This window comes from Lacticaseibacillus absianus, from assembly GCF_013407595.1.
In the GTDB taxonomy this organism is placed as follows: Bacteria; Bacillota; Bacilli; order Lactobacillales; family Lactobacillaceae; genus Lacticaseibacillus; species Lacticaseibacillus absianus.
Genome location: NZ_JABEKX010000002.1, coordinates 1,034,800 through 1,060,600 on the forward strand (window position 1 = coordinate 1,034,800; position 25,801 = coordinate 1,060,600).

General features: G+C 60.2%; 23 protein-coding genes. 8 read left to right on the forward strand and 15 right to left on the reverse strand.

All coding sequences use genetic code 11. From position 1 onward, the window contains the following. Positions 1-180: 180 nt before the first annotated feature. Both HII33_RS10295 and HII33_RS10300 read right to left on the reverse strand, forming a co-directional pair. Complete coding sequence (locus tag HII33_RS10295; RefSeq protein ID WP_179395701.1) at positions 181-1,539, reverse strand: DUF2252 domain-containing protein; 1,359 nt, start codon at positions 1,537-1,539, stop codon at positions 181-183. Positions 1,540-1,669: 130 nt separating this feature from the next. Further along, positions 1,670-2,278 (reverse strand): TetR family transcriptional regulator, encoded by a 609-nt coding sequence (locus tag HII33_RS10300; protein ID WP_179395702.1) that lies wholly within the window; start codon positions 2,276-2,278, stop codon positions 1,670-1,672. 274 nt (positions 2,279-2,552) lie between these two features. Between HII33_RS10300 and HII33_RS10305 the strand changes: the two genes are divergently transcribed. Continuing rightward, on the forward strand, positions 2,553-3,788 hold the full coding sequence (locus HII33_RS10305) for an aminopeptidase (protein ID WP_179395703.1): 1,236 nt from the start codon (positions 2,553-2,555) through the stop codon (positions 3,786-3,788). Between the two features lie 678 nt (positions 3,789-4,466). On the opposite strand, the gene HII33_RS10310 is transcribed toward HII33_RS10305, so the two are convergent. Both HII33_RS10310 and nrdF read right to left on the reverse strand, forming a co-directional pair. After that, the gene (locus HII33_RS10310; protein WP_246287369.1) at positions 4,467-4,955 is read right to left on the reverse strand and encodes a class Ib ribonucleoside-diphosphate reductase assembly flavoprotein NrdI; all 489 of its coding nucleotides are present in this window, start codon (positions 4,953-4,955) and stop codon (positions 4,467-4,469) included. Beyond that, positions 4,952-5,947, reverse strand: a complete 996-nt coding sequence (nrdF, locus tag HII33_RS10315; protein WP_179395704.1) for a class 1b ribonucleoside-diphosphate reductase subunit beta — start codon at positions 5,945-5,947, stop codon at positions 4,952-4,954. The genes HII33_RS10310 and nrdF overlap by 4 nt, the downstream gene beginning before the upstream one ends. Positions 5,948-6,143: 196 nt before the next feature. On the opposite strand from nrdF, the gene nrdE reads away from it, so the two are divergent. Beyond that, the gene (nrdE, locus tag HII33_RS10320; RefSeq protein WP_179395705.1) at positions 6,144-8,315 is read left to right on the forward strand and encodes a class 1b ribonucleoside-diphosphate reductase subunit alpha; all 2,172 of its coding nucleotides are present in this window, start codon (positions 6,144-6,146) and stop codon (positions 8,313-8,315) included. Between the two features lie 72 nt (positions 8,316-8,387). Here the strand turns inward: nrdE and HII33_RS10325 are convergent, their stop codons facing one another. From HII33_RS10325 to HII33_RS10335, 3 genes are all read right to left on the reverse strand, one after another. Next, entirely contained in the window at positions 8,388-9,050 is a 663-nt protein-coding gene (locus HII33_RS10325) for an EAL domain-containing protein (RefSeq protein ID WP_179395706.1), read from the reverse strand. Positions 9,051-9,180: 130 nt separating this feature from the next. After that, positions 9,181-9,879 carry an EAL domain-containing protein gene (locus HII33_RS10330; RefSeq protein ID WP_179395707.1) on the reverse strand — a complete coding sequence of 233 codons (699 nt, stop codon included), beginning with the start codon at positions 9,877-9,879 and terminating at the stop codon, positions 9,181-9,183. 454 nt (positions 9,880-10,333) lie between these two features. Continuing rightward, the gene (locus tag HII33_RS10335; protein WP_179395708.1) at positions 10,334-11,170 is read right to left on the reverse strand and encodes a class I SAM-dependent methyltransferase; all 837 of its coding nucleotides are present in this window, start codon (positions 11,168-11,170) and stop codon (positions 10,334-10,336) included. Between the two features lie 450 nt (positions 11,171-11,620). On the opposite strand from HII33_RS10335, the gene HII33_RS10340 reads away from it, so the two are divergent. Then, complete coding sequence (locus tag HII33_RS10340; protein ID WP_179395086.1) at positions 11,621-12,844, forward strand: IS110 family RNA-guided transposase; 1,224 nt, start codon at positions 11,621-11,623, stop codon at positions 12,842-12,844. 380 nt (positions 12,845-13,224) lie between these two features. Here HII33_RS10340 and HII33_RS10345 read toward each other — a convergent pair whose 3' ends face one another. The 4 genes from HII33_RS10345 to HII33_RS10360 form a co-directional block, all read right to left on the reverse strand. Further along, a complete protein-coding gene (locus HII33_RS10345) occupies positions 13,225-15,102 on the reverse strand; it encodes an ABC transporter ATP-binding protein (protein ID WP_179395709.1) in 1,878 nt (625 codons plus the stop codon). Continuing rightward, positions 15,102-16,829, reverse strand: a complete 1,728-nt coding sequence (locus HII33_RS10350; RefSeq protein WP_179395710.1) for an ABC transporter ATP-binding protein — start codon at positions 16,827-16,829, stop codon at positions 15,102-15,104. Before HII33_RS10350 ends, HII33_RS10345 begins: the two co-directional genes overlap by 1 nt. Further along, positions 16,826-17,482 (reverse strand): TetR/AcrR family transcriptional regulator, encoded by a 657-nt coding sequence (locus HII33_RS10355; protein WP_179395711.1) that lies wholly within the window; start codon positions 17,480-17,482, stop codon positions 16,826-16,828. Before HII33_RS10355 ends, HII33_RS10350 begins: the two co-directional genes overlap by 4 nt. A 171-nt stretch (positions 17,483-17,653) precedes the next feature. After that, positions 17,654-18,370 carry a histidine phosphatase family protein gene (locus HII33_RS10360; protein ID WP_179395712.1) on the reverse strand — a complete coding sequence of 239 codons (717 nt, stop codon included), beginning with the start codon at positions 18,368-18,370 and terminating at the stop codon, positions 17,654-17,656. A gap of 88 nt (positions 18,371-18,458) precedes the next feature. Here HII33_RS10360 and HII33_RS10365 point away from each other — a divergent pair, with 88 nt between their 5' ends. Next, a complete protein-coding gene (locus tag HII33_RS10365) occupies positions 18,459-18,770 on the forward strand; it encodes a hypothetical protein (protein WP_179395713.1) in 312 nt (103 codons plus the stop codon). Beyond that, positions 18,767-18,955, forward strand: a complete 189-nt coding sequence (locus HII33_RS10370) for a hypothetical protein (protein ID WP_179395714.1) — start codon at positions 18,767-18,769, stop codon at positions 18,953-18,955. The genes HII33_RS10365 and HII33_RS10370 overlap by 4 nt, the downstream gene beginning before the upstream one ends. Before the next feature lie 142 nt (positions 18,956-19,097). Here the strand turns inward: HII33_RS10370 and HII33_RS10375 are convergent, their stop codons facing one another. Continuing rightward, on the reverse strand, positions 19,098-19,307 hold the full coding sequence (locus tag HII33_RS10375; RefSeq protein ID WP_179395715.1) for a hypothetical protein: 210 nt from the start codon (positions 19,305-19,307) through the stop codon (positions 19,098-19,100). Positions 19,308-19,429: 122 nt separating this feature from the next. On the opposite strand from HII33_RS10375, the gene HII33_RS10380 reads away from it, so the two are divergent. The 3 genes from HII33_RS10380 to HII33_RS10390 are packed head-to-tail and all read left to right on the forward strand — an operon-like array spanning position 19,430 to position 21,536. Then, on the forward strand, positions 19,430-19,786 hold the full coding sequence (locus tag HII33_RS10380; RefSeq protein ID WP_179395716.1) for an ASCH domain-containing protein: 357 nt from the start codon (positions 19,430-19,432) through the stop codon (positions 19,784-19,786). Further along, a complete protein-coding gene (locus HII33_RS10385; RefSeq protein WP_179395717.1) occupies positions 19,767-20,396 on the forward strand; it encodes a GyrI-like domain-containing protein in 630 nt (209 codons plus the stop codon). Before HII33_RS10380 ends, HII33_RS10385 begins: the two co-directional genes overlap by 20 nt. Before the next feature lie 12 nt (positions 20,397-20,408). Then, positions 20,409-21,536, forward strand: coding sequence for an anhydro-N-acetylmuramic acid kinase (locus HII33_RS10390; protein ID WP_179395718.1), 1,128 nt, complete (start codon positions 20,409-20,411; stop codon positions 21,534-21,536). A 217-nt stretch (positions 21,537-21,753) separates the two neighbouring features. Here the strand turns inward: HII33_RS10390 and HII33_RS10395 are convergent, their stop codons facing one another. The 3 genes from HII33_RS10395 to HII33_RS10405 form a co-directional block, all read right to left on the reverse strand. Continuing rightward, entirely contained in the window at positions 21,754-24,084 is a 2,331-nt protein-coding gene (locus tag HII33_RS10395) for an ATP-binding cassette domain-containing protein (protein ID WP_179395719.1), read from the reverse strand. A gap of 234 nt (positions 24,085-24,318) precedes the next feature. Continuing rightward, on the reverse strand, positions 24,319-25,236 hold the full coding sequence (locus tag HII33_RS10400) for a phosphate/phosphite/phosphonate ABC transporter substrate-binding protein (protein ID WP_179395720.1): 918 nt from the start codon (positions 25,234-25,236) through the stop codon (positions 24,319-24,321). Between the two features lie 210 nt (positions 25,237-25,446). Further along, on the reverse strand, positions 25,447-25,707 hold the full coding sequence (locus HII33_RS10405) for a GlsB/YeaQ/YmgE family stress response membrane protein (protein ID WP_179395721.1): 261 nt from the start codon (positions 25,705-25,707) through the stop codon (positions 25,447-25,449). Positions 25,708-25,801 lie beyond the last annotated feature (94 nt).

The following is a 25,801-nucleotide window of genomic DNA, read 5'->3' on the forward strand; positions in this document are numbered from 1 at the left end:
GTCTACCCCGCGCAACGCCCGCCGTCAAAATATCTGCTTGACCCCCAGTGATGCTCGCGACTGAGCCGGCGCCCCGCCCTGAACCACGGCGCAAAAAAGCGTCACACGGTTGCGTGACGCCATACGGGCGCATGTTCTGCATCGCGGGGACTGCGCGCTTTTGTCGCGTGCCGGTGCGCCCTAGCCGACTGCCGCCACGAAGGCCGCGTAGTCGTCGATCACCTGTTGCAGGTAATCCTTGCACCACCGCTGCACGGCCAGGTCGAAGTGCTTGTCCATGTACCCAGCCGCCACGGCCGCCGATGGGCTCTGCGCATGGGCGAGCGCCAGCAGGTAGGCGCAAACGTGGCAGTACGCCTCATACTGCGGCCAATCCAAAGCAGCCGGGTCGATCGACTCCTTCATGTCCCGGAACTGGCGGACATAAAACGACTTGCCCGCCGCATTGAACCAACCGAGAAACGGGTCAGATGCTTTTTGGAGGATCTGCTGAGCGGCGATGATCCGCTGGCCCTCGCTGACCTCACGCTGCTGGTCCACGGTCTGATCGTTCGGCGCCAACTCGCGCCGGCGCGGCAGCGCCTCTTTGACCTGCAACACGAGGTGGCTCCCGCCCATTCCGGTCAAGAGGATCAAGTAGCAGCTCGTCCCGAAGCTCCCGATCCCCACTGAATGGCGGACCACATCGGTCACGTGGTACTGGCTCAGGAGCAGGCCCACGTCGGCGCGGACCGTGTCTTGGTACGCGCTGAACCCCGCCAGCAAGGCCGCGCGCGTGTCCCCACTCACCGTGACCGTCCGTGGCGGCGCCGGCTTGAAGCGCAGCTGACCGGCAACGGTCGCGGTGTACTTTTTGACCACCGACTCCGAATCGCGCGCCGCGGCGCGCTCGCGGATGCGGGTGAGAAACTCGAGGTCGATCTCGTCGGGCAAGGCGGCCGCCAGCGCCGAGACCGCACTGGACGCATAGAACCGCGTCAGGGCCCCCTGCTTGAAGGCATGCTTGACGGTCTTGCGGTAAGTCCGCACCACGTGGCGCGCGAGGTCATCCAATGCTGCCTCATCGAAGCGATCCTGCGCGCCCAGCAAGTAGACACTGGTCACGAGTCGCTTGACATCGAACTCGAACGCGTTGGGCGCTGCCTCATCGAAATCGTTCAAGTCGAACAAGAGGTTCCGCTCCGGCGACGCATAGAAGCCGAAGTTCTGCAAGTGCGCATCGCCGTCGCCTAGCACGCGGATCCCGGACTGAGCCCCATGGCTGAGATCATACGCCATCAGCTCAGCGGTCCCACGGAAAAACGCGGCCGGGCTGGCGAGCATTTTGGCGTGCCGGGCCGGCAGCAGCGTCTGGATCAGGTTCGCCTCGATCGCCTGAATGAAGGCGACCGGGTCGCGCTGCCGCACCGGGCGCAAGCGCAGGCTGTCGATCGGCACACGTGCGCGCAGCTGCTGGCCCAAGTCGTGAAGCTCACGCTGGCTACCGACCGCGATCGTGTGGCGTAGCGCAAACAGTTCATCTAACATGTTGTCTTGCATCTTCTCACCTCTGGTCCCACGCTACCGCATCACGCGGCACGTTGCAAGCCTGCTGCAGACTTAGCCCCGCAACGACAAAGCAGCCTCCCGTATGAGAGGCTGCCCGATCGTTCTACGCTTCCTAGTCGCCTCAGCTGGCGGTGTTTTCGATCCCAGCCGCCAACTCGACGGCCTTCGGGTTTTCCGAGAAGCGGCCGTTGACGATGAAGTCTTGGATCACCGCCTTGAGGATGTCGATCATCTGCTCGCGCGTGATGTCGATGAACCCAGGGGCCATCAGGTTGGCCACCCCGGTCGCGACGATCCACAGGCCGGAGATCGTGTTCGCCTGCTGCGCCGGTGTCAGCGCGCGCGCCGGCGCGTAAGTATTCAGGCGCTTGACTGCCGTCGTCAGCGCGAAGTCGCGCATCTCGGTCACCCCGAAGTGATCCTCGACAAAGACGGCGCGGTACAAGGCGCGGTTGTCCAAAGCAAAATTGATGTACGCCAGACCCAGATCAACGATCGGGTCGGTCGTGAAGCGTCGGGCCATCTTCTCGGCCAGCGTGTGCTTGATCTGCGTCATCACCGACTGCTTGAGTTCGGCCATGTTGGCGAACTCCAAGTAGATCGGCTGCGTCGAGCACCCCATGCGCTTGGCGATATTACGGGCGGTGAAGTGCTTGAAGCCCTCTTCGACCACCAATTCGTAGGCCGCGGCTAAGATCTGATCATGTGTGATCGTTTTTTTGCGTGCCACGTGATATTCCCCCTATTCTTCCAGCTCCACTCCCACGAAGCCGGCCAGCAATCGAATGGCGCAACTACTGTTATCGTTATTTTACCAGAGGCACACGCAAACGCAAACATTATCATTAAAAAAATCATGCCACGATAGCCATCGGCTTACGCTCCCGGTGAAATAACATCGGGCTCCTGATCCGTGTGGCGCTAGGCCGCTCGAGGGACGTTATGTTCCCCCGTCTGTCGGTTTTTGGTACAATGAAGGGATTAAAGTAAAGTGAGGGAACCCGATGACAAACACACAATTCGCTGAGAACCTGCGCAAGTATGCCGAGCTGACCGTCGACCTCGGCGCCGGGGTGCACCCAGGGGACACCGTCTACCTGCAAATCGGCACCGACCAAGTCGAACTCGCCCACCTGATCACGGAAGCCGCGTACGCCCGCGGTGCTGCCGAGGTCGCCCTGTGGTGGCAAGACGACTTCACCCGCCGCCAAGACATGCTGCACATGCAAGAAGACCGCCTGTTCAACCAGCCGCCCCAAACCCAGGCGATGATGGACTACTGGCTGAGCCACAACGCCAAGCGCATCACCGTGCACTCCGCCGACCCAGATAACCTCGCCGGCGTGCCGAGCGCACGCGTGGCAGGGTTTCAGGCCGGGTTCCAGCAGGCCTACGCCAAGCTATCCGAAGCGATCTCGGCCAACCGCATCAGCTGGACGATCATCGGCGCCGCCAGCCCGAAGTGGGCGCAAAAGGTGTTCCCGGACGCCCCGAGCGCTGAAGCGGCGACCGCTCAGCTCTGGGACGCGATCTTCAAGACCGTCCGCATCGACCAGCCAGACCCGACCGCGGCGTGGGTCGCTCACATCGACAAGCTCAACGCGAAGGCCGCTTGGCTCAACGAACTGGCCCTCGATCGCCTGCACTACACGGCCCCAGGCACCGACCTGACCGTCGGCCTCCCTAAGGGCCACATCTGGACCGCGGCCGGCGGGGAAAACCCGCAAGGCGACCGCTTCATCCCGAACATGCCGACCGAAGAAGTCTTCACCGTACCGGATAACCGCCGCATCGATGGCACGGTCGCGTCGACCAAGCCGCTCTCCTATGCTGGCAATATCCTGGACGGCATGCACTTCACCTTCAAGGCGGGTCAAGTCGTTGATGCCCATGCCGATCAAGGCGACGCGACACTCCAGCACCTGCTGAGCATCCGAGGGGCGCGGAGCCTGGGCGAAGTCTCCCTGGTGCCGGACCCCTCCCCGATCAGTCAGTCCGGTCTGATCTTCTTCAGCACCCTGTACGACGAGAACGCCTCCGACCACATGGCGCTCGGTCAAGCCTATCCGTTCTGCCTCGTTGGCGGCACCGAAATGACGACTGAAGAACTGACCGCCGCCGGCCTGAATGACGCGGACACCCACGTTGACTTCATGATGGGCTCCGCCCAGATGGACGTCGACGGGGTCACGGCAGACGGCCGTATCGTCCCGATCTTCCGCAACGGCGACTGGGCCTAAGCGATCTAGATCCACGCCAATCCCCACACATCTGGACGGCCGCCTGTCAGCGACAGGCGGCCGTTTTGTGTTGGCCACCCGGCCCGATCAGCCCCCAGCCACGCAACCGCACCCTCACTAGGGGCCGGCGACCGATCGGCGGCGCCCCCAGACAAGGCAACACGTTGACCCGCGCGTTGCCGGTTGCACCCGCGCAGCGCTTCGGCGGATCGGGACACCAACCTGTCGTTTTTGGCGCGCCCAGACACACCAAAGCCGCCCCAGGGAAGCCCCCAGCGCGCCTTTGGCTGACGTGACCCGCCGTTGCCAGGCGGAGCCGCAGGACCGCGGCGGCTTGACGCCGCGTGGGCCTTGCGTGGCCGGTGTGTCAGCACACCGGCCGGACTTGATTAGATGCCTGCCGGAGCAGGGGCAACCCGACGGTTCGCACGATCGATTCATCCACATACCACTGGCCTTTGCGTCCGTCAGTACGCGACGCTTCACTGCATATGCTCTGTGGGGGTTACTAGGCGAAAGCCTTGGATGATTTCACCAAGCCTGAAGGTCACCGGTGCCGGCAGCTGTCCGACATCACCTTAGACTCGAGCTCGACGTTACTGTAGCACGCCGTTGGTTTTTTGGCAAGCGGTTACACTCGGGCCGGGATGCCCGGCCTGGATCGACCAGTATTGACGCCTACTTGACCAAGGCGCGCTTGACGCCCCGGCGATCGAAGTCCGCCTGGTAGTTGCACATGCTCGTGTAGATCCGGTCCGCTTCCTCGTCGTTGCCACGCAGCTCGTACAGCCCGATCACCGGGGAGTTGAAGCGACGCGCGTAGTGTTTGGCGGTCAGGCCGAACTGCGCGTTGAAATTGCGGTTCCCGCTGCCGATGATCCCCAGCAAGTTCTCGGGGTCGGCTTCATCGAGCTCGTCACGAAAGTCCAGCGTCATCACCTCGCGGTAGCCGCTGTTGATGCCGTCACCGCCATCCAGGTAGGTCGGCACCATCGCGAAGAACGGCTGATCGAGAAAGCGGGCGTCGAAGCTCGGCGTGAATTCCACGGCCTCGATGCGCGGGCAGTGCGCGTCGGCGGCGTGCGCCTTATCTGCATAGCGCGTCAGCCGCTGCACGAACGCGCGGGTGTTCCCAGAGATCGAGACATAAAACAGCTTGAGCATCATCGGTCACCCGCTTCCGGATCGGTGATCACGTCGATGTTGTAGTCGTCATCCGACATCGCCTCGACTTGGCCCAGCAGGTAGCCGTTGCCGACTTGGGAGAAGAAGTCGTGGTTCGAGGTGGTGGTGTTGATCCCGTTCATGATGATCGGGTTGACGTCACTGGCCGTGGTCGGGAACAGCCCGCCCTTGCCCAGGTTCATCAAGGCCTTGTTCGCATTGTACTCGACGAAGGTCATCACCTCGTCCGTCCAGCCCACCTGATCGTAGCAGAGGCCGGCGTACTTGGTCTCGTTCTCGTACAGCTTGTAGAGCAGGTCGTAGGCCCAGTCGTCTTGCGCCTGCTTCTCGGCGTCTGAGAGCTGGTTGTAGCCGATCTGGTACTTGTAGCCGATGTAGGTCCCGTGAACGGACTCGTCGCGCAGGATCAGCTTGATGATCTCGGCGACGTTGTTGAGCTTGTTGTTGCCCAGGTAGTACAGCGGGGTATAGAACCCGGAGTAAAACAGACAGGTCTCCAAGAAGACATTCGCGACCTTCTTGTGCAGCGGGTCTGGGTCGTTGCGGTAGAGATCGACGATCCACTTAGCCTTGTTCTGCAAGAACTCTTCGGAGTCGGACCACTGGAAGATCTCATCGATCTCGCTTTGCGTGTTCAGGGTGGAGAAGATCGTCGAGTAGGACTTCGCGTGAACGGATTCCATGAACTGGATGTTGTTCAACACCGCCTTTTCGTGCGGCGTGATCGCGCCTTGTGTCAGCGCGCGCATCCCGTCTTGGCTCTGCACTGTGTCCAGCAGGGTCAGCCCGCCGAAGACGTGGCCGACGACCCACTGGTGGGTGCTGTCGAGCTCGCGCCAGTCGTCCATGTCGTTCGAGACTGGCACACGGGTGTCGAGCCAGAACTGTTCAGTCAGCTTCTCCCAGGTCGCCTTATCGACGTCATCAGACACGCGATCCCAGTTGACGGCGTTGTAATTCTCGTTGAAAGTCATGATTTCCCCTTTTCCGCGCTGTTCAAGTGCGCGCCGTTATGGTAGATTAGAAGTTTGGCAACTTGTGAAATTCCCAATATGTAGTCAACTAATTGACCGCAACCACAATATACAGTATTATACGGACATCGGCAAGCCATTTCGCCCACATGCGGTGGTGCGCCCCATCACAGTACCCGAAGGAGTAGAGAACGCCATGGGCCTTAAGAGTATCGATCCGGCATCAGTGACCTATTTCAAGTTGAACAACGAGATCAACATCCCCGTCAACGGGCAGATCCCACTAGACAAAGACAAGCAGGCGCTGGCCGCCTTCTTCAAAGAGAACGTCGAACCCAACACGCGGCGGTTCGATTCACTGCGCGCGCGGTTAGACTACCTAGTCGCCAATGACTACTATGAAGCGGACTTCCTAGCCAAGTACAGCGATGCCTTCAAGCAGCAGCTCTATGCAGACGTGCACGCCGCCGGGTTCCAGTTCCAGTCCTTCATGGCGGCCTACAAGTTCTACGCGCAGTACGCCCTGAAGACCGACGACAACGAGCAGTACCTTGAAGACTTCGCGGACCGCGTCTTCGCCAACGCCCTGTTTTTTGCCGATGGGGACGAACAACTGGCAACGACCCTGGCCGACGAGATGATCCACCAGCGCTACCAGCCCGCAACGCCAAGCTTCCTGAACGCCGGGCGCGCCCGACGCGGTGAGCTCGTCTCGTGTTTTCTCCTTCAAGTGACCGATGACATGAACGCGATCGGGCGCGCCGTCAACTCCGCACTGGAGCTCTCGCGCATCGGCGGTGGGGTCGGGATCACCTTGTCCAACCTGCGCGAAGGCGGGGCGCCGATCAAGGGGATCCAAGGCGCGGCCTCCGGGGTCCTGCCGGTGATGAAGCTCCTCGAAGACAGCTTCTCCTACTCGAATCAGCTCGGCCAACGTCAAGGCGCCGGGGTCGTCTACTTGAACGTGTTCCACCCTGACATCATCGCGTTTCTTGGGGCTAAAAAAGAAAATGCCGACGAAAAGTACCGCGTCAAGACCCTCAGCCTCGGCGTGATCGTGCCGGACAAGTTTTACGACCTGGTGCAGCAAGACGCGGAGATGTACTTGTTCTCCCCTTACTCCGTCGAGCGCGAATACGGCCAGCCCTTCTCCTACATCGACATCACGAAGGAGTACGACAACCTGGTCGCCAACCCGGCGATCACCAAGACCAAGATCCGTGCCCGCGACTTGGAGACGGAGATCTCCAAGCTTCAGCAGGAATCCGGCTATCCTTACATCCTGAACGTGGACACGGCGAACGCGGCCTCGCCAGTCGCCGGTAAGATCATCATGTCCAACCTGTGCTCCGAGATCATGCAGGTCCAGACCCCGAGCACGCTGAACAACCGCCAGGAGTATGACGTGCTGGGCACCGATGTCTCCTGCAACCTCGGGAGCACGAACATCCCGAACCTGATGCAGAGCCCGGACTTCGGGCGGTCTGTCGAGGCGATGGTGCGCGCGTTGACCTATGTCACCGACCACTCGGAGATCGACGTCGTGCCGTCCGTCCAAAACGGCAACGACCTCGCCCACAGCATCGGTCTCGGGGCGATGGGCCTGCACACCTATTTTGCCAAGCACCACATGCACTACGGCTCCCCCGAATCGCTGGCCTTCACCAACCAGTACTTCCTGCTGCTGAACTACTACACCCTGCTTGCGTCCAACAAGATCGCCCGCGAGCGCGGTCAGGTGTTCCACAACTTTGAAGCCTCCAAGTACGCCGATGGGTCGTATTTCGATCAGTACATCGACGAGGACTGGGGGATCAAGGACCCACGTGTCGCCACCCAGTTCGCGGGGATCCACCTGCCGACGCAGGCGGACTGGCGCGCGTTGCGCGATGCGGTGATGCAAGACGGGCTCTACCACCAGAACCGCCTCGCCGTGGCGCCGAACGGCTCGATCTCCTACATCAACGACACCAGCTCGTCGCTGCACCCGATCGTCAACCGCATCGAAGACCGGCAGGAAAAAACGATCGGAACGATCTACTACCCCGCCAGTGGCCTCGCCAACGACACCCTGCCCTACTACAAGAGCGCCTATGACACTAACATGTGCAAAGTGATCGACGTCTACGCCGCCGCGCAACGTCACGTCGACCAAGGCATGTCGATGACGCTGTTCATGCGGTCCACCATCCCTGCGGGCATCTACCCGTGGAAGGCCGGCCGCACCGACAAGATGACCACCCGCGACCTGAACATCCTCCGTAATTACGCGCACGCTAAGGGGATCAAGTCGATCTACTACATCCGCACATTCACCGACGACGCGGATGAGATCGGGGCCAACGCCTGCGAGAGCTGCAGTATCTGACCCCACAAAGCAACCGGATCGCCCCACTGACACAAGGTATCGCCTTGCGTCGGTGGGGCGATTTGTTTGGGCTCACGGGGCGATCGCCATCAACCGCGGCCGCCCGAAGTAGTAGCCCTGCAGCACGTCGGGGGCGAAGCGCTGCACGAACGTGAGGTCGGCGGCGCTTTCCACCCCTTCGACCGCAAAGAGTTTGCCGGCTGCGGTCGCACGCTGGCGCCAACTCGCCAGGAGCGGCGCAATCGCCGGTGGCGCCATGACATCGCGGACGTTTTGTAAGGCGAACTTGTACTCACTGACAGACGGGTCCAGCGCCGTGACCAACGCGAGCTGATTGGCCCCACACCCGACGTCGTCCACCACGACCGCCACCCCAGCCGCCGCAAAGGCGGCGGCTGCTTGCACAAGGGTGCTCGGTGCGACCTGCTCGTCGCGCTCCGTCAGCTCGACATACAGCTCGACCGAACACCGCGTCCGCACTAGCGTCAGCGCCCGCAAGAAGATGCGGTCGGTGAACTGACGCTGGCTGAGGTTCACCGAGACCAACGCCACGCCTGCCGGCAGCGCTGCCAGCGTCTGATCCAGCAGCCGCGCCAGCGTCGCTGAAGACAGCCCCGTGAAGTCCGCGGGGAGCTGCCACCGCGTCTGGCGGTACTCGCGCAGCAGCAGCTCATAGCCGATCAGCTCGGGCGAGGCAACGTTCAGAAACTTGGGTTGACCAAAGTAGCGCAGCATTGTGAGCCCTCCTAGACAAAAAATGACCCGGACGCAACTTGGTTATGCGGACGGGTCGTATCATCGAAACGATGATTGAGCAAATTGATTCAACTGATTGAGGCTAGTGTAGCCGATGGCCATCACCACGTCAAGGGGCGACCACGCGCGCAACGCGGCCAGCCTGGAGCCGCGCCGGTGCGGCGAGGTAGCACCCCTGCATCAAGGCGGTCGGATACTGGGCGCTGACCGCGGTGAACTCCGCTTCAGTCTCGACGCCTTCGATCACGAATGCACGCCCCGCCGCCTGCGCCTTGGCGGCCCAAAACGCCTGCCGGTCGGCGAGGTCGGCCGGGCTGATGAGATCACGCAAGTCCTGGCGCGCAAACTTGTAGCCCAACGCATACGGCGTCAGCCCTTCGACGACGCCAGGTAGATTCTGCCCGCAGCCCACATCGTCGATCCACAACGGGATCTTCAACGCGGCATACTGCTTGGCGGCCTCGATCAGCGCCCGTGTCGGCACGAACGGATCGCGGGCCTCGGTCAGCTCGACCGTCAGCGGGACCTGGCTCTGTGCGCGCAGCCGCGCCACGGTCGCCCAAAACGCTGGCCGCACGAATTGCCGCGGAGATAAGTTGAAAGAGACCCCCTGCAACGTCGGCGGTAGCGCCCGCAACGCGCGCGGGATCAGCGCTTCCAGCTGGTCCGGTGCCGTTTCGCCCACATTCTCCGGCACGATCCATTGGTTGTGATACTTCGTTCGCGCGAGTAGTTCATAGCCCACTAGCGCTGGGCGCGTGGCTGCCACATTAAAAACAGCCTGCCCAAAAAAGGTCATTGTTGCCATGAGTGTTCCCCCAAACACACACGGTAGGCTAGATTAGTGCCCACCAATCGTCCACCTTAAATTAGCAGTTTTGTACGCTGTTTTCAATCAAAATATTCAGTGAAAACGATAATTTTTGCAACAAAACGCAATTCATTATGACAACTAGTCAATTTTGACCAATTATTTTGATCGGTCACTCGCAGCTCACAGTCGGCTTCGGGACCCGCACACGGCGGAACAAGCGCGCCCCTCAAGAACCCCCAGAATGCATCCCGACGCGTGCAGAATCGGCCGCGCCCTGAAGCGCCGCCTAGTCTAACGCAGGTCTCCCCCTCACGCACTGCGTTCCAACGGGCAACGCAAACGGCCCCGTGCAACCCCTGAATTCGGGGTCTGCACGAGGCCGTGCTTATCGTTGGGCTAAACCCGCGTGACGGTGCCAGCCATCATGCGAGCTTTCGCAGGCGGGCCACTAGCGCCGTGTGGCGTCCAGCGCAAAGGCGTCCAGCGCCTTGTGCTGCGCCTTAGACGCGGTCAGTGTGGCCAGCAGCGCATCGTACCGCAGACGCTCGGCCGCACCGAGCGTCTGATCCGCCGCGATCTTCGCCGCGGTGTCATACAGCGTCATGCCGATCTCCCAGCCGCCGTCCTGCATGTCCGTCGTGGCGACCGTCGTGGCGACCGTCGCGGCCGTCACCGTGAATCCGAGTGCCTCGAGCGCCGGGCGCAGCTGCGCCGGCGTGATCAACGTCCGGATGTTCGCCTGCGGGTCCGGGTGCTTGACCGCATACTCCGACTGGATCAGCGCGGCTAGCAGGTGCCCGGCCTGCTGCGCGTCTGAGAGCACCAGTGACCACTCGGCGATCAGGATTCGGTCCACTGCCGGCGCCAGCGCTGTCAGCAAGGCGATGAAGGCCGCAGCATCCGGGAAGTACCAGGCCGCATGCGTGATCACCAGCGCATCGAACTGACGCGGCGCGAACGTGCACTGCGTGACATCCGTCGCCAAGTGCGCCTGCACCTGCGCGCCCAGCGGGCCGGCCGCTAAGCGCGCCTGGGCCTGCCCGAGCGTCAACGGCGCGCCGTAATCCGGGCTGGCGATATCATAGGCATCGACCAACCCAGTCGCCCCGACGGCCGCCGCCAAGGCGGCGGTCATGTCGCCCTGCCCGCAGCCGACCTCCAGGATCTTCATTCCCGGTTGGATCTGCCAATGCGCAACGAGGCGCTGACGGTAAGCGGTCTGGATCGGTTGGATCTCGTCGGTGGCGTCGATCCCCATTGCAGCAACGATCTGTTCTGTATTCAATTCAAAAATGTCCTTTCGCGTGTCACGCTACCGGGCACATGCCTCCCGTGTAGCAATTGTGTCAGTCAGCAAGGCGATTTGTACCATACCTTCCTCAGTCCCTTCATTCATAATGTGCTCATCGTATCACGTTGCAGTCCCCACCACAATCTCATTTTGCGGTCGCCGCACCCAGACCCCCGAACACCAAACAATCTAAGATTAGTTCCGGTAAGAACTGGTGAATTCTCCAGTTTCTTACCGGAATTTTCTTTTTGCTCGCTACACTGAAGATGAAGCTAAAATCGAACATAACCCAAGGGACTTCGAGTCCGTAACACAAAAGGATCTCCGTCATCTTCGTCGCGCAAATCTGGTTTAAGATCGTGGGCCTTCGAGGTCGTGTTTAGGAAATGAGTTACGAGAAGAAGATGCGGGCTAGCTTCACCAATTTAGAAAGGGAGTAATATTTTGTCCGATGTATTCGCATTGGATGTTTCTAAAGGTCACAGCTACGGTGTTTGGTACCGCGGTGACCAGTGTTTAAAGGAGTTCGAGTGTGTACACAACAAGCTCGGCTTCACTCAGCTTGACCAAATGCTCAAGCAAGCGGATGACCCGATCGTGTACTTCGAAGCCACAGGGATCTATTCACAGCCACTAGTACGCTTCTGCCAAGACCATCAATTACGGTATGGCCGCTTGAACCCGCTGGAGCTACACTTGCATTCAGAGAGTTTACGGCGCGTGAAGACCGACCAAAAGGATGCCCACAGGATCGCGCTATCTGTGACGCATCACCAGTATCGATTGACCACTCCGTGGACACCTGAATATGAGCAGTTACGCCAATTGAACCGCTTCTACCAACAAGTGATGGATGAGGTCAAACTAACGCGGCTAAAGCTATATACAGCCCTCCAACAGACTTTCCCCGAAGTCGAGCAACTGTTTAGCTCTCGCGTATCGAAGCTGGCACTAAACGTGATCCTTTTATTTCCACACCCAGCCTTTGTGCGGGGGATCTCACGTACTTGCTTAAAGAACAAGCTGATGAGTGAGACCGATAAGAAACTGTCTCAAGCCAAAGGCTTGAAGTACGCAGAGAAGTTGAGCGCCTTGGCCAAGGATAGCTATCCCGCCGCCGATTCGGACAGTGTCCAAGTCCAAGAAGTGCAGTATTATTGTCGGCAGTTGATCGAGTTGGTCAAGCAAGAAGACAGCTTACGAAAACAAATGACGAGTGTCGCAGAGAGACTGCCACAATTTCAGATCTATCAATCGATGCCTGGCATTGGGGCATTATCAGCCGCACAACTGGTCGGCGAGCTTGGCGATATATGTCGTTTTGATAATGCCAATCAAGTCAACGCATACGTTGGGATCGATCTGAATCGTTATCAATCTGGCAAGTACACACGACAAGACCATATCAATAAGCGGGGTAATCCTCACGCGCGTGCCTTGCTTTATCTGATCGTCAGAAACATGATCCGGCAAAAGGCCGCCGCGCCCAATCATATTGTCGATTATTACTACGAACTAAAAAACAACCCTATCCCGAAACGGGATAAGGTTGCCGTCGTGGCTTGTATGAACAAGACACTGAAATGCCTATATGCCATGGTAATGGCAGGCACTAAGTATCGTTACCGATACACGGACTCGAAGTCCACTATTAGCGCGGAGTCATAAGCTCCTACACCTGTATAGTAGTTCAATCCAGGTCGTTTTTAAAGGGGAAGTGAGGAGGTTTATTTAGCTTACCCAAAAAGTGACGACCATTTGCGGCCCACCCCACTAGTACCAAACCCTCAGCCTAAATACCTAAATCCAAGACCTAAGTTCAATACCTAAGTTCAAGACCTAAAACCTAGTTCAAAACCCTTGACTAATCGTAGGAGAACGGGTTGTGACATAACCTCTGGTGGCACGACTATTCCAGAACGTTACGTGCCATAACGCAACGCCCTAGCCGTATAAAAGCGATCCCCCGCAAAACCTAAGTTCGGGTTTTGCAGGGGATCGCTCTTATACTCTGGGCTAAAACCGCGTTATGGCACAGCCCCCAGGGCTCATAGGGCGACGTTGCCAGAGAACTGGCTGTTGTACAGATCGGCGTAGAACCCGTTTTGCGCCATCAGCGTCTCGTGGTTCCCGGTCTCGACGATCGCGCCGTGATCCATCACGATGATGTTGTCGGCATCGCGGATCGTGCTCAGGCGGTGCGCGACGACGAAGCTCGTGCGATCCTTCAGCAGGCGGTTCATCGCGTGCTGAATGTGGACTTCAGTGCGGGTGTCGACGGAGCTCGTCGCTTCATCGAGGATCAGGATATCCGGATCGGCAACGAAAGCGCGGGCGATCGTCAGTAGCTGCCGCTGCCCTTGCGAAATGTTACCGGCGTCTTCATCCAAGATCGTGTTATAGCCATTCGGCAGCTGCCGGACGAAGGTGTCCACATGCGCCGCCTTGGCCGCCGCCAGGACCTGCTCATCGTCGGCGTCCTCCCGCCCGTACTTGAGGTTGTCCCAGATCGAGCCGGTGAACAGCCAGGTGTCTTGCAGGACCATGGCAAAGTGGCTGCGCAGGTCCTCGCGCGACATGTCGCGGGTGTCCACGCCGTCCAGGCGGATCGAGCCGCCCTTGACGTCGTAGAAGCGCTCGAGCATGTTGATGACGGTGGTCTTCCCGGCGCCGGTCGGGCCGACGATCGCGATCATCTGGCCAGGTCGCACTTCCAGGTTGTAATCGTGCATCAGGAGTTCGCTGCCGTCGTAGCCAAACTTGACGTGGTCCATGACCAACTTGTTCGGGTCGTTCGGCACCGCTGGCACCCCACTCGGCTCATCGGTCATGTCGGGCTCGTCCAGCACTTCAAAGATACGCTCAGCGGACGCTACGGTGTTTTGAATCGTGTTGGCGAGGTTTGCCAGCTGGGAGATCGGCTGGGAGAACTGCTGGGTGTACTGTAAGAAGGCCTGCACGTCCCCAAGGCTGACCGTCCCGTTCGAGACGCCGAGGCCCCCGATGATGGCGACGAACACATAGCCGACGTTATTCAGGAAGGTCATCAGCGGCATGATGATGCCGGAGACGAACTGGGCTTTCCACGCGGCGCTGAAGAACTTTTCGTTTTCGGCGTCAAAGGCGGCCATCGCGACTTCTTCGCGGTTGAAGGCCTTCAGGACCACCTGGCCGGCGTAGTTCTCTTCGACCTGGTTGTTCAACAGCCCGAGCGCTTTTTGCTGGGCGGCGAAGAAGCGCTGCGACTTCGGGGCGATGATCCCGACGACGACCAGCGAGAGTGGGATGGTGACCAAGGCGATCAAGGTCATCTTCCACGAAATGGACAGCATCATCCACAGCGTCCCGATGAACGTGAACGCGGAGGTGACCATCTGCGTCAGGCTCTGCTGCAGGGTCGAGGCGATGTTATCCATATCGTTGATCGCCCGAGACATGATGTCCCCGTTGCTGTGCGTGTCGTAGTAATTGATCGGCACCGTCTTCATCTTCCCCTTGAGCTCCTTGCGCAGGTCGTAGACGGTGCGCTGGGAGACGCGGGTCATGATGAATTGTTGCATGAAGCTGAAGAAGGCGCTGGCGACGTACATGATGATGACGGTGATGATGATCGTTTTGATCTTGTCAAAATCGATCGGAAAGGCGCTCATCTTGATGCCCGCTTTTTGCTGCGCGACCCCTTTCATGTAACCCTTGAAGATCTCAGTGGTCGCCTCCCCCAAGATCTTCGGGGTGCGGATCTGGAAGATCGTCGAGGCGATGGCAAAGACCAGCACGATGGCGATCCCGATCAGCCGAGACTTCATGTAGCCGAACAGGCGGCGCGTCGTGCCCCAGAAGTTCTTCGGCTTCTCGACCAGCCCCGCGCGGCCACCAGGGCCGTGCCCTGGACCGCCAGCTGGCCGCGTTTGCGTTTTCTCTGCCATTAGGCTTCATCCCCCTCTCGGATCTGTGAGTTGATGATCTCTTGGTAGGTCGCGTTAGTCGCCTTGAGCTCGGCGTGCGTCCCGCGGCCGACCATCTTGCCGTCTTCCAGCACGACGATCGTGTCGGCGTCCGCCACGGTCGAGACGCGCTGCCCGACGATCACGACGATGCGCGTTGAGATCGCCGGGTCGTTCTTCAGGGCCTGGCGCAACAGGGCGTCGGTCTTGAAGTCCAAGGCGGAGAAAGAGTCATCGAAGACATAGATGCTGACGTCTTTGACCAGCGCACGGGCGATCGCCAAGCGCTGGCGCTGGCCGCCCGAGAAGTTGCCCCCACCCTGCTCGACGTGGTAGTCGAGGCCTTCAGGGTTCGCTTCGATGAAGTCGCGCGACTGCGCGATCTCAAGGGCGTGCCAGAGCTGATCGTCGGTCGCATCCGGGTTGCCGTACTTCAGGTTGTCGCGGACGGTGCCGGAGAACAGCACCGCTTTTTGCGGCACGAAGGCGACCGCCTTGTGAAGCGCCTGCAAGTCCAGTTCGTTGACTGGCGTGCCGTTGACGCGCACCACCCCTTTTTCAACGTCGTAGAAGCGCGGGATCAGGTTGATCATCGTCGTCTTACCACTCCCGGTGCCACCGATGATCGCCAACGTTTGGCCGGCGTGCATGTCGACGTCGATGTCGGCCAGGGCCGGCTCCTCGGCGCCACGGTAGCGGAAGTCGACATGGTCGAACTGCAGGCCCGGCGTGGCCCCGATCGGCTTCGGTGCGGCCGGTGAGGTGATCGTCGTGGTCTGATCGAGCACTTCGTTGATCCGGACCGCACTGGCTTGCGCCCGCGGGATGAACATGAAGATCATCGCGAGGAACATGAAGCTCATCAGGATCTGCATCGCGTAGGTGATGAAGGCGATCAGATTCCCGGTCTCAAGCGCCTGCTGTGCGATCAGATGGCCGCCCCACCAGGTGATCCCGATGTTCGTCCCGGACATGATCAGCGTCATGATCGGCAGCGCCAGGGCCATGATCGTGTTGACCTTGACCGCGTTATCCGTGTAGTCCTTGTTGGCGACATCGAAGCGGTCCTGCTCGAAGTCATCTTGTCTGAACGCGCGGATCACGCGCACGCCAGTCAACCCTTCGCGAAAGACCAAGTTGATCTTATCGGTCTTCGTCTGCATCGCCTTGAACAGCGGAACGGCAAAGCGCATCAGGATCCCCATGAAGACGATCATGATCGGGATCACGATCACGAAGATCATGGTCAGCGTGTGGTTCTTCTGGTAAGCCAAAAAGCTTGCCCCGACTAGCATGATCGGCGCCATGATCATCATGCGCAGGATCATCATCCAAGCGTTTTGTAGCTGGGTGACGTCATTAGTCGTGCGCGTGATCAGGGAGCTCGTCCCGACCGCGTCCATCTCGTCGTGTGAGTAGTTGATCACTTTGCGGTACACGTCACGCCGCACGTTTTGGCCCAACTTCTGCGACGTGCGCGCCGCCAAGTAGACGTTGCCGACCGACGCGATGACAGAGAGGACCGCAAAGGCGATCATCTTCATCCCGGTCGACCAGATGTAATCGGTGTCGCCCAGTGCGACCCCCTTGTTCACGATGTCTGCCGTCAAGTTCGGCAGGTACAGGCTGGTGATGACCTGCACGATCATGAACAGCACCGCGCCCACGACCGCAGCTGTCGACATGCGGCCTTTGGCTAATTTAATCATTCGTGTGCCTCCTTCGCATCGACCACGCCGTACTGGATCCAGTTGAGCAACTGGGCCAGGCGGCGCTTGACCGTCTCGATCGATAAGATCTCGCCGGCCGCCCGTCGATTGTAGTAATACCCGATGGTTTGCATGAACAAGCCCATCACTTGCCGGATCAGCATGCGCATATCATCATCCGTCTTGACCCGCAGCGTCGAGCGGTCGATCGCCGTCAGCAAGTAGCGCGTCACCTCGCCGTGGCCCTTGGGCGGCATCGGCTTCTCGTGCGCCGGCGTCAGCCGGGAGACCGCGTGGAAGTCCATGTACATGAAGACATTCGTGTAGAAGTCCTTGTACGGCCCCGTGACGATCTCATTGATGAAGCGGTCGAACAGATCATTCATCGCGGCGAAAAAGTCACCGTCGTTAGCGGCCACCGACTCGCGCACGGCGACATCGGTGGACTCACGCATGCGATCGAGCAGGTAGAAGAAGACATCCGCTTTATCCTCGAAGTACTGGTAGAAGCTCCCCCGCGGGATCCCAGCGTCCTTGATAATGTTCGAGATGCTGGCCTCCGCGAATGGTGCCCGTGAGAACTCGGCATAGGCCGCCTTGATCAGGCGCAATCGCTTCTCTTCTGCCAAGCGGAAAAAAGTAGGTTTTGGCATGTTGACTCCTTTCCCTTTGCCGCCAGGCGCCTCAAGCGAGGCCCGGATCGGCGACAAAAAAATAATGACAAACTGTCATGTGACAAGTTGTCATTATACGCGCTTTGCGACGGCTTTCAACTATTTTGCGGTTGAGTTCACACAAAATTCATAATTGAAAGCCGCGCGGCATCACGGTTCCATGTCCGCGGTTTCATCTGCCGCCACCGCGTTTTCATCCGCCAAGGCCTGCAACTGGCGCGCGGTGGTGAGATTGACCCCGCGGACCTGCCAATCGGCGCCGGTCACGTCGATCCGGGTGACGCTCGTGTTCTTGAGCAGCGTCGTCGGCAGCTTCTTCGGCGCAAGCTGATAGACCAGCGCGCTGAGCACGACGCCGTGCGCGACGATCAACACATTGCGCTCGCCGGCATGCGCCGCGACGATCGCCGCCACGGTGGTCCGCACCCGGGTCAAGAGCGCCGGCAGGCTTTCGGCCTGGCCGGTGTCGTCCATGCGCTGGAAGTTGCGGATCAGCTGGGGGAACTTGTTGGCGCCGGTCCAGACACGCGCCATCGTGAGTGCGCCGTAACGGCGGATCGAGCGGCGGACCAGCTGGGCGTTAGTCACCCCTTCCAGGCCGCCGAAGTAATACTCACGCAGCCCGGTGCGCTGCTGGAGCGCCGGGGCATCTGGGTGTTCGGCCAGGATCCGGCGCGCGGTCACCACGGCCCGCGTGCGATCGGAGCTGTACGCCGCATCGAAGTGGACCGGGGCCAGCAAAGTGCCGAGTCGCGACGCCGCTAGGGCGCCCTTGCTCGTCAACGGCGCATCGGAGAAGCCCTGCAGGCGCTGTGCCTTATTCATCGGCGTTTCGCCGTGGCGGACCAAGTATAAGTGTACTGTCATGAGCGGTCGCCTTTCTGTACTTTGACTTACTTTCATGTTATCATAACGGCCAGATAGCCTACAGGGACTAAAGTCGGAGGTGGCGCTGTTGAAAATCGCACAGATGCTCCTGGCATACTTGCATTCACACCCGTCTAGCTACACACTGCTCAACACGGGCTACCAGAACGTGGTCACGTTTGCGCTCCCGGACACCCTGATCTTTCCCGGTCAGGCGGCGCTGTTTCCCCCGGACCGGCTGAATGCCTTTCGCGTTGACGCCGACTTACTCGGCCACCACCGCGCTTTGGTGCACTGGCTGGCGACGCTCGCGCCGGCCGCGTCACCTCAGCCTCACGCGCTGTGGCTGACGCTCGGTCAGAGCCCCCGCGCACACCTTATTGGTCGAGGTCTCCTTTGAATAAGCAGGGCGCGCGCTTGCGGGCGAAGGCGACACAAGCCGCGATCCTCGCTGCCTTGCTGTGGCTCTCAGCGCAGGCCTTTCACTGGCGTGCGCTGATCTTCGTCGTTTTGGCCGTGATCGGTTACGGCGTCATCTGCCTCGGTTACGCTGCCTTCATCTGGTGGCTCGCCCGCCGCAGATAAAGGTAGTGGACCAAAAATCTAGTTCTGACAGGTGACCTGGCCAGACTCAGACTTTTGGCCCACGACAGCGATGCCAACGCGTATCACGCTTTTTGATGGCCCTGCGTCAGGTCACTGCTGACTCCGGGCCTTTTTGGCGTCCTCACTGACGCTTGCGCGCCCGCAGCTTCTGCGCGATCTGCGGTGAATGAATGAAGTAGTCCACACCGAGCAGGACCACCACCAGCACTACCAGGGCCTTGGCCCACAGCGGCGCGAGGTGATCCCGGAAGAACCAGGCCGCCAGCAAGACCACAAGGATCCCAAGTTGATCGATGATCTGACGCCCGAGGTCGCGAGCATTCTGTTGCATGTCGATTCCCCTCTCTTGATACTCCTACTCTAACACGTTTGGCCCCATGCCGGAAGCGGTTGCGGTACAATAGGTAAGACTGGGGCGCACGCTCGCCCTGCGCAACTTCTGGAGGTGACAAGGTGCAACTGAGACTTGACCATGACCAATTCTGCCGCGTCGTTGCGGGGACCAAGACGATCGAGATCCGCCTGAACGACGCCAAGCGGCGCCACCTGCGCCCCGGCGAGACGCTCACCTTCACCGACTTGACCACCCGCGCGACGCACACGGTGCAGGTCGGCGCGATCGAGTGGTTCCCCACCTTCGCCGCGCTGTACACGCGGTACGGGGGGCTACAAGTCGGCAGCACCCCGACCGACTCAGTCGCGCAGATGGTCGCAGACACCTACCGTTGCTACACCCCGGCGCAGGAGGCCGAAGCAGGCGTCCTGGCGCTTCACCTTAAGGAGGTTCCCCATGAAGACCGAATGGCGTAAAAGTGAAAAAACCACCTACCTGCCCAAGGACATCGCGTTGATCGACGTACCGCCAATGACCTACGTGACCCTTGACGGGGCCGGCGACCCGAACACCCCGTTGTTCGGGCTGCAGATCCAGGCGCTGTACACCCTCAGCTACACGCTACGTATGGGGCTAAAGAAAGGTCGCTACGGCCTGCCGCCGTTCGAATACACCGTCTATCCGCTCGAAGGGGTCTGGACCACTAGCGACGGTTCCCGCGACGCGGCCCTCAACAAGGCGGCCTTGGTCTACAAGATTATGATTCGCCAACCCGATCAGGTGACCCCGGCGGTGTTTGCCGACGCCTTGGCCCAGGCGCAAGCCAAAAAGCCGGTGCCCTACCTTACCGACTTGCGCCTTGAGCAGCTCACGGATGGGCCTTGCGTTCAGACCATCCACGTCGGGCCGTACGATGACGAGCCAGCCACATTCGCCCAGCTGCACGCCTTCATCGCGGCCCGCGGCCTGACCAACCCCTGCCTGCTCGGCACATACAGCCACCGGGAGATCTACCTCTCCGACGCACGCCGCGTCGCGCCAGCTAAGCAAAAGACCACGTTGCGCCTAGCTGTCGCCCCTCAATAGAAAGGATCACGTATGTTAGCAGCAGGGATCATGTCCGGCACCTCGCTGGACGGTATCGATGTCGCCTTGGTCGACATCACCGGGGTCGATGAATCGACCCAGTGTCACCTCAAGTTTTTTCACACCTATCCGCTGGCCGCGTCCTTGGTGACGACCATCAAGCAGAACCTGGCCAACGCCACCAGCACGGTCGAAAGCCTGACGAGCCTGGACTTCGCACTCGGAGCTGCCTTCGCCGACGCCGTGCGCCAGGCCTGCGCCGACTACGGGACCACCAGCGCAACGCTTGGCTTCGTCGCCAGCCACGGGCAGACGCTCTACCACCTGCCGGAACCACCGGCGGGTGAAACGGCCAGCACGATGCAACTGGGCAATGCGAGCGTGATCTGCGAGCGGACCCAGACCACGGTCGTAGCCAATTTTCGGGAGCGCGACATGGCTGCTGGCGGCCAAGGGGCGCCGATCGTGCCCTACTCCGAGTACGTGCTGTACCGCAGCTCAACCCACACCCGGATCCTGCAGAACATTGGGGGCATCGGCAACGCGACCGTGCTCCCGCAAGGCGGCACCCTAGCGCAAGTGACGGCCTTTGATACCGGTCCGGGCAACATGGTGATCGATGAGCTTTGCCGCCGCTTCTACGGTCAAGGCTATGACCGCGACGGCGCACACGGGGCCGCGGGGCACGTCGACCAGACCGTGCTTCAGCAGTTGCTACAGCACCCCTACTTCCAGCAACGGCCGCCCAAGACGACCGGGCGCGAAGCCTTCGGCAGCCAGTACGTCGACGCGCTGCTAGCTGCCCACACGTTGCCGGCAGATGACTGGATCGCCACTGCGACCGCTCTGACGGCCCAGACGATCGCCGACGCCATCCGGCCCTTCGCCACGGGCCCGACCGAGCTGATCGTCGGCGGTGGCGGCGGCTACAATCCGACCCTGATGCGCGCCCTCAAGCAGGCGCTACCGACCGTCACTGTCCTGACCCAAGAGGACCTGGGGGCGCGCGCCGACGCGAAAGAGGCCATCGCGATGGTCGTCTTGGGCAACCAGACCCTTCACCACCGGCCCGGCAATGTGCCAAGTGCAACCGGCGCCACCCGGGCCGTCCCGCTCGGTAGTATCACCTATTACGACTGACCCAAAGCCAATTCCCTGCAACAACAGGCGCTACACGACGAGTTCACGCCGCGTAGCGCCTGTTTGGGCTACCTCTATGGCCGCCCCAAAAAGGCGGCCCGCTCACGCGGACCGCCCTTGGTTGGCGCACGGTTGCGCCACGATTGGATGGGTATATCGCTTAGCCTACCCCTCAAAATGAGAATCGTCAATCAATTTGGTTAAAAAATCGCCATTTTTATTCTGCTCGCAGCGCGATCGCCGCGTCCTTCTTCGCCGCCATGCGCGCTGGCACGTGGCCACCGAGGATCGTCAAGATCGTGCTGATGATCACCAGGACGATGGCGTGGGTCGGATTGAGCTGCGCGACCCCGCTCAGGCTCGTCACCTTGAGCAACACGGCGTTGATCGGGAAGGTCAGCGCCCAGGCGACGAAGATCCCGAACAGCCCGGCCCCGAAGCCCAGGATGAAGGTCTCGGCGTCAAAGACGCGCGTAATGTCTTTCTTGCGCGCCCCCAGCGCCTTGAGCACGCCGATCTCCTTCGTGCGCTCCAGCACCGACGTGTAGGTGATGATCGCGATCATGATCATCGACGTCACGAGGCTGATACCTGCAAAGGCCACCAGCACATACGTGATCGCGTCCATCAACCCCCCGGTCATGTCTGAGACCGTCCCCGCCAGGTCGGTGTAGATCACGCGATCCGCCTTCGCCTTGCCCTTGTTGTACCGATCGAGGTAGCTGAGCACCTTGTCTTTGTCCTTGAAGTTCGTCGGGTAGATCTGGATCGAACTAGGCGTGGACTCAGCGCCCAAGCCAGCCAGGGTAGCGCTGCGGGTCGAGGCATCCATCGTCTGCCCGGTGATCACGTTGGTCGCGCTGGCCTCTTGGGCCTTGACGATCGCCGAGGTCTTGTTCGCCGTCATGATCTGCTTGGTCAGGGCCGCACTGTAGGCGACCCCACTCGCCAAAAGTCCATCGGAGTTCTTCGCGCGCACGCGCAGGATCCCGCTGATCGTCAGTGTGATCGTCTTCGACTTGCCCGCGGCGGCCTTCAGGTCCTGCGTCGGCATGTAGGTGCCGGTCGGCAACTGGGTGTAATAGTCATCGTTAGCGATCAGCTGGATCTTCGTGCCGACCAGGTCGTCGAAGTCGAGCTTGGTCCCTTCCTTGAGCGTCCACCCCAGGTTCTTCAGCGCGTTGATGTTCAGCGAGTTATCCTTGTTGACCACCAGCACGATGTCGGTGGCCGCCTTCGGGTAAGTGCCGGCGATCGCCTTGTAGTAAGTCTTGAGGAACGACTGCTGCCCGTTGCGGTCGATCGGGTACACCGCCCCACCGATCCCGGTGGAGGCCGCCATCATCGCACTGGCGTTGATCGCGTTGCTATCCGGATCTGCGGTCGAGAAGCTGACGGGCTTATAAGTACCCGCCACGTCACGCACCAGATTCATCCCGGTGCCATAGGTGATCGCGATGTTCTTCGCGTCTTTGGCCGGCATCGCGGTGACGTAATCCAAGTACTTTTGGGTCAGTTTGTTGACGTGCTGGGCCTTATCGGCGTCGCTTTTTTCCGCCGTCACATACTGATGCTTGGAGAACGTCTTCTGCTGGGTGCCGGTCATCATCGCGTTCGTGTCCGTGCCGACCTGCGAGATCGTCACCGGCATCGAGGCCATCGCCTCGCTCTGTGTCTTGTCGATCTGCTTCTGGAAACCGTTGGACAGCGCGAGCACCACCGCGATCCCGATGATCCCGATACTGGAAGCAAACACGGTCAAAAACGTTCGCCCCTTCTTCGTCCGGATGTTATTGAAGCTCAGCTTCAGCGCGGTCCAGTAGCTCATCTTCGTCCGGTTCAGGGTGAACTGGTCGCCTTTTTGCCCCTCAGTGTGCGGGTGGGAATCCTGCTGGATCTTCCCGTCGGCGAACTCGATCACGCGATCGGCATACTTGTGCGCGAGCGTCGGGTTATGCGTGACCATGATGACCAGGCGCTCCCGTGACAGCTCCTGGATCAGCTTCATGATCTCCTCGGAAGTCTCGGAATCCAGCGCCCCGGTCGGCTCATCGGCCAGGAGGATCTCCGGGTCGTTCGCGATCGCGCGGGCGATCGCGACCCGCTGCATCTGCCCACCGGAGAGCTGGGAAGGGTTCTTGTGCATGTGGTCTTTGAGCCCGACGCGGATCAGCGCGTCTTCAGCGCGCTGCTTCTTCTCCGCCGCGGGCACGCCGGAAAGGGTCATCCCCATCTCAACGTTTTCCATGATGGACAAGTGCGAGATCAGGTTGTACGACTGAAAGATGAAGCCGACGGAGTTGTTCCGGTAGGCGTCCCAGTCAGCGTCTTTGAAGTCCTTGGTCGACTTGCCTTTGATCAGCAGATCCCCCGAGTCGTAGCGATCGAGCCCCCCGATGATGTTGAGCATCGTGGTCTTCCCCGAACCACTGGGACCGAGGATCGCGACGAATTCCTGCTGGCGAAACGCCACGGACACGTCGTCTTGCGCCTTCGTCAGCGTATCGCCAACATGGTAATACTTTTTGATGTGTTTGAGTTCGAGCACCAACGTCACTTCTTTCGCAATATTTCCGCGGTCGCGGTCAACTGTGGTATTCTCGCATGTTGCCCGCCGCGAGCCATCCGCCTCAAGACTGATTCTGACACGGTGTCATCCCCGATTATACCGGTTCAGTCAAGGGCTTGGCTAGCCGTGCGGTCGACCACCGGGAACACGAGCGCCCCTCGAACGCGCAGGGGCACGGTTCGAGGGGCGTTCGTTGCGACTTCTGAGGCCGAATTACTGCGCGTCGATGCGCTTGGTGTAGGTGCGGACGATGTCAAAATGGTGATCATTGCTCGGCACATAGCCTTCGTGGCCGTACACGTCAGACACGACCTGGTGCCCGCGCTTCGACTTGGCGATCTTGATGAAGGCCTTGGCGAGTTTGCGCCGAAAGGCTGTGCTCAAGCCGGGTTGGACCGAGATCGTATCATTCGGGATCGGCTTGGTGAAGTAGATCGGCACCACGCGCTTCATCACGTCCGGGACATCGGCCTGCACGACCGTCCGAGCGTCTTCCCAGACGAAGGCAGCATCGGTGTCACCGTTGAGCACCGACATCACCCCTTGGTCGTGGCCCTTGACTGTGACCAGCGTATCGTCTTTCGCGACGTCGAGCCCCTTGGCTTTGAGCTCGGCAGCTGGCCAGATGTACCCAGATGAACTGGTCACCTCTTGCACCGCGATCTTCTTGCCCTTCAAATCCTGGATCGAGTGGATCCCGCTGTTCGCGCGCACAATGATCATCGAGCGGTAGCTGTCGACCAGCTGATCTGACGTCTGGCCGTTGGGCTGGACGACACCGAAGCGCTCCGCCTGAAGCAGGACATCCGCCGCCCCTTGCTTGTGCGCCTGGACGTAGCCGTCTGGTGGCAAAAAGCCAACTTGGACCTGCTTGGAGGCCATCGCCTCGACGATCGAGTTGTAATCCGTTGAGACTGAGACCTTGACCGGGAGCCCCAACTCCTTTTGCAGCAGCTTGGCCAGCGGCTTCGCCTTGGCCTCCAGCGTGTTCGCTTGCTGTGATGGCACGAATTGAACATTCAGCGTCTTGGGCGTCCCATCTGCCGCCGCCGACTTCGATTGCCCGCAAGCCGCCAGCAGCAGCACTGCGGCTGCACTGACCCCTGCAAGCATGACCCGTTTGAGATTCATAAGTCCCTCCAAAGAAACATTTTTGTGTTCGTGAATTCATGAACGGACTTATGTTAACACAGGTGTCTTGTCAGGGTCAACTGGCTGTCTTCTCGCCGCCCAAAAAGGCCGCACCCCCTTCGTTGGGGTGCGGCCAAGACTGATTGGTCAGTCCGACCACCGTGGCCACATCACGCGCCTTTGCTCGCGCGGAGTGCCACAGTCGTCAGGTTAGGCTTTGCGTTTGCCCAGGGTCCCGAGCAGTAGCGAGACGATGAACACGACGATCACGGCCCCGATAATTGCGGGAAAAATGGCCATGCCGCCGACGTTCGGGCCCCACTCGCCAAAAAGGGATGAGCCTGCCCATGCCCCGACCAATCCAGCAACGATGTTGCCGATCCAACCACCTGGCATATCCCGACCAACGATCAACTGGCCGATCACCCCGATGACTGCACCGACGATCAGTACCCAGATCAGGTGTAACATGTTGGGTCGCTCCTTTCGTCACGCACCGCGAGCGGCGCGTGGGTCAGATGGGTCTCGGACGCTTCTTCGCCCTTAGGATAAGCGTACCGAACTC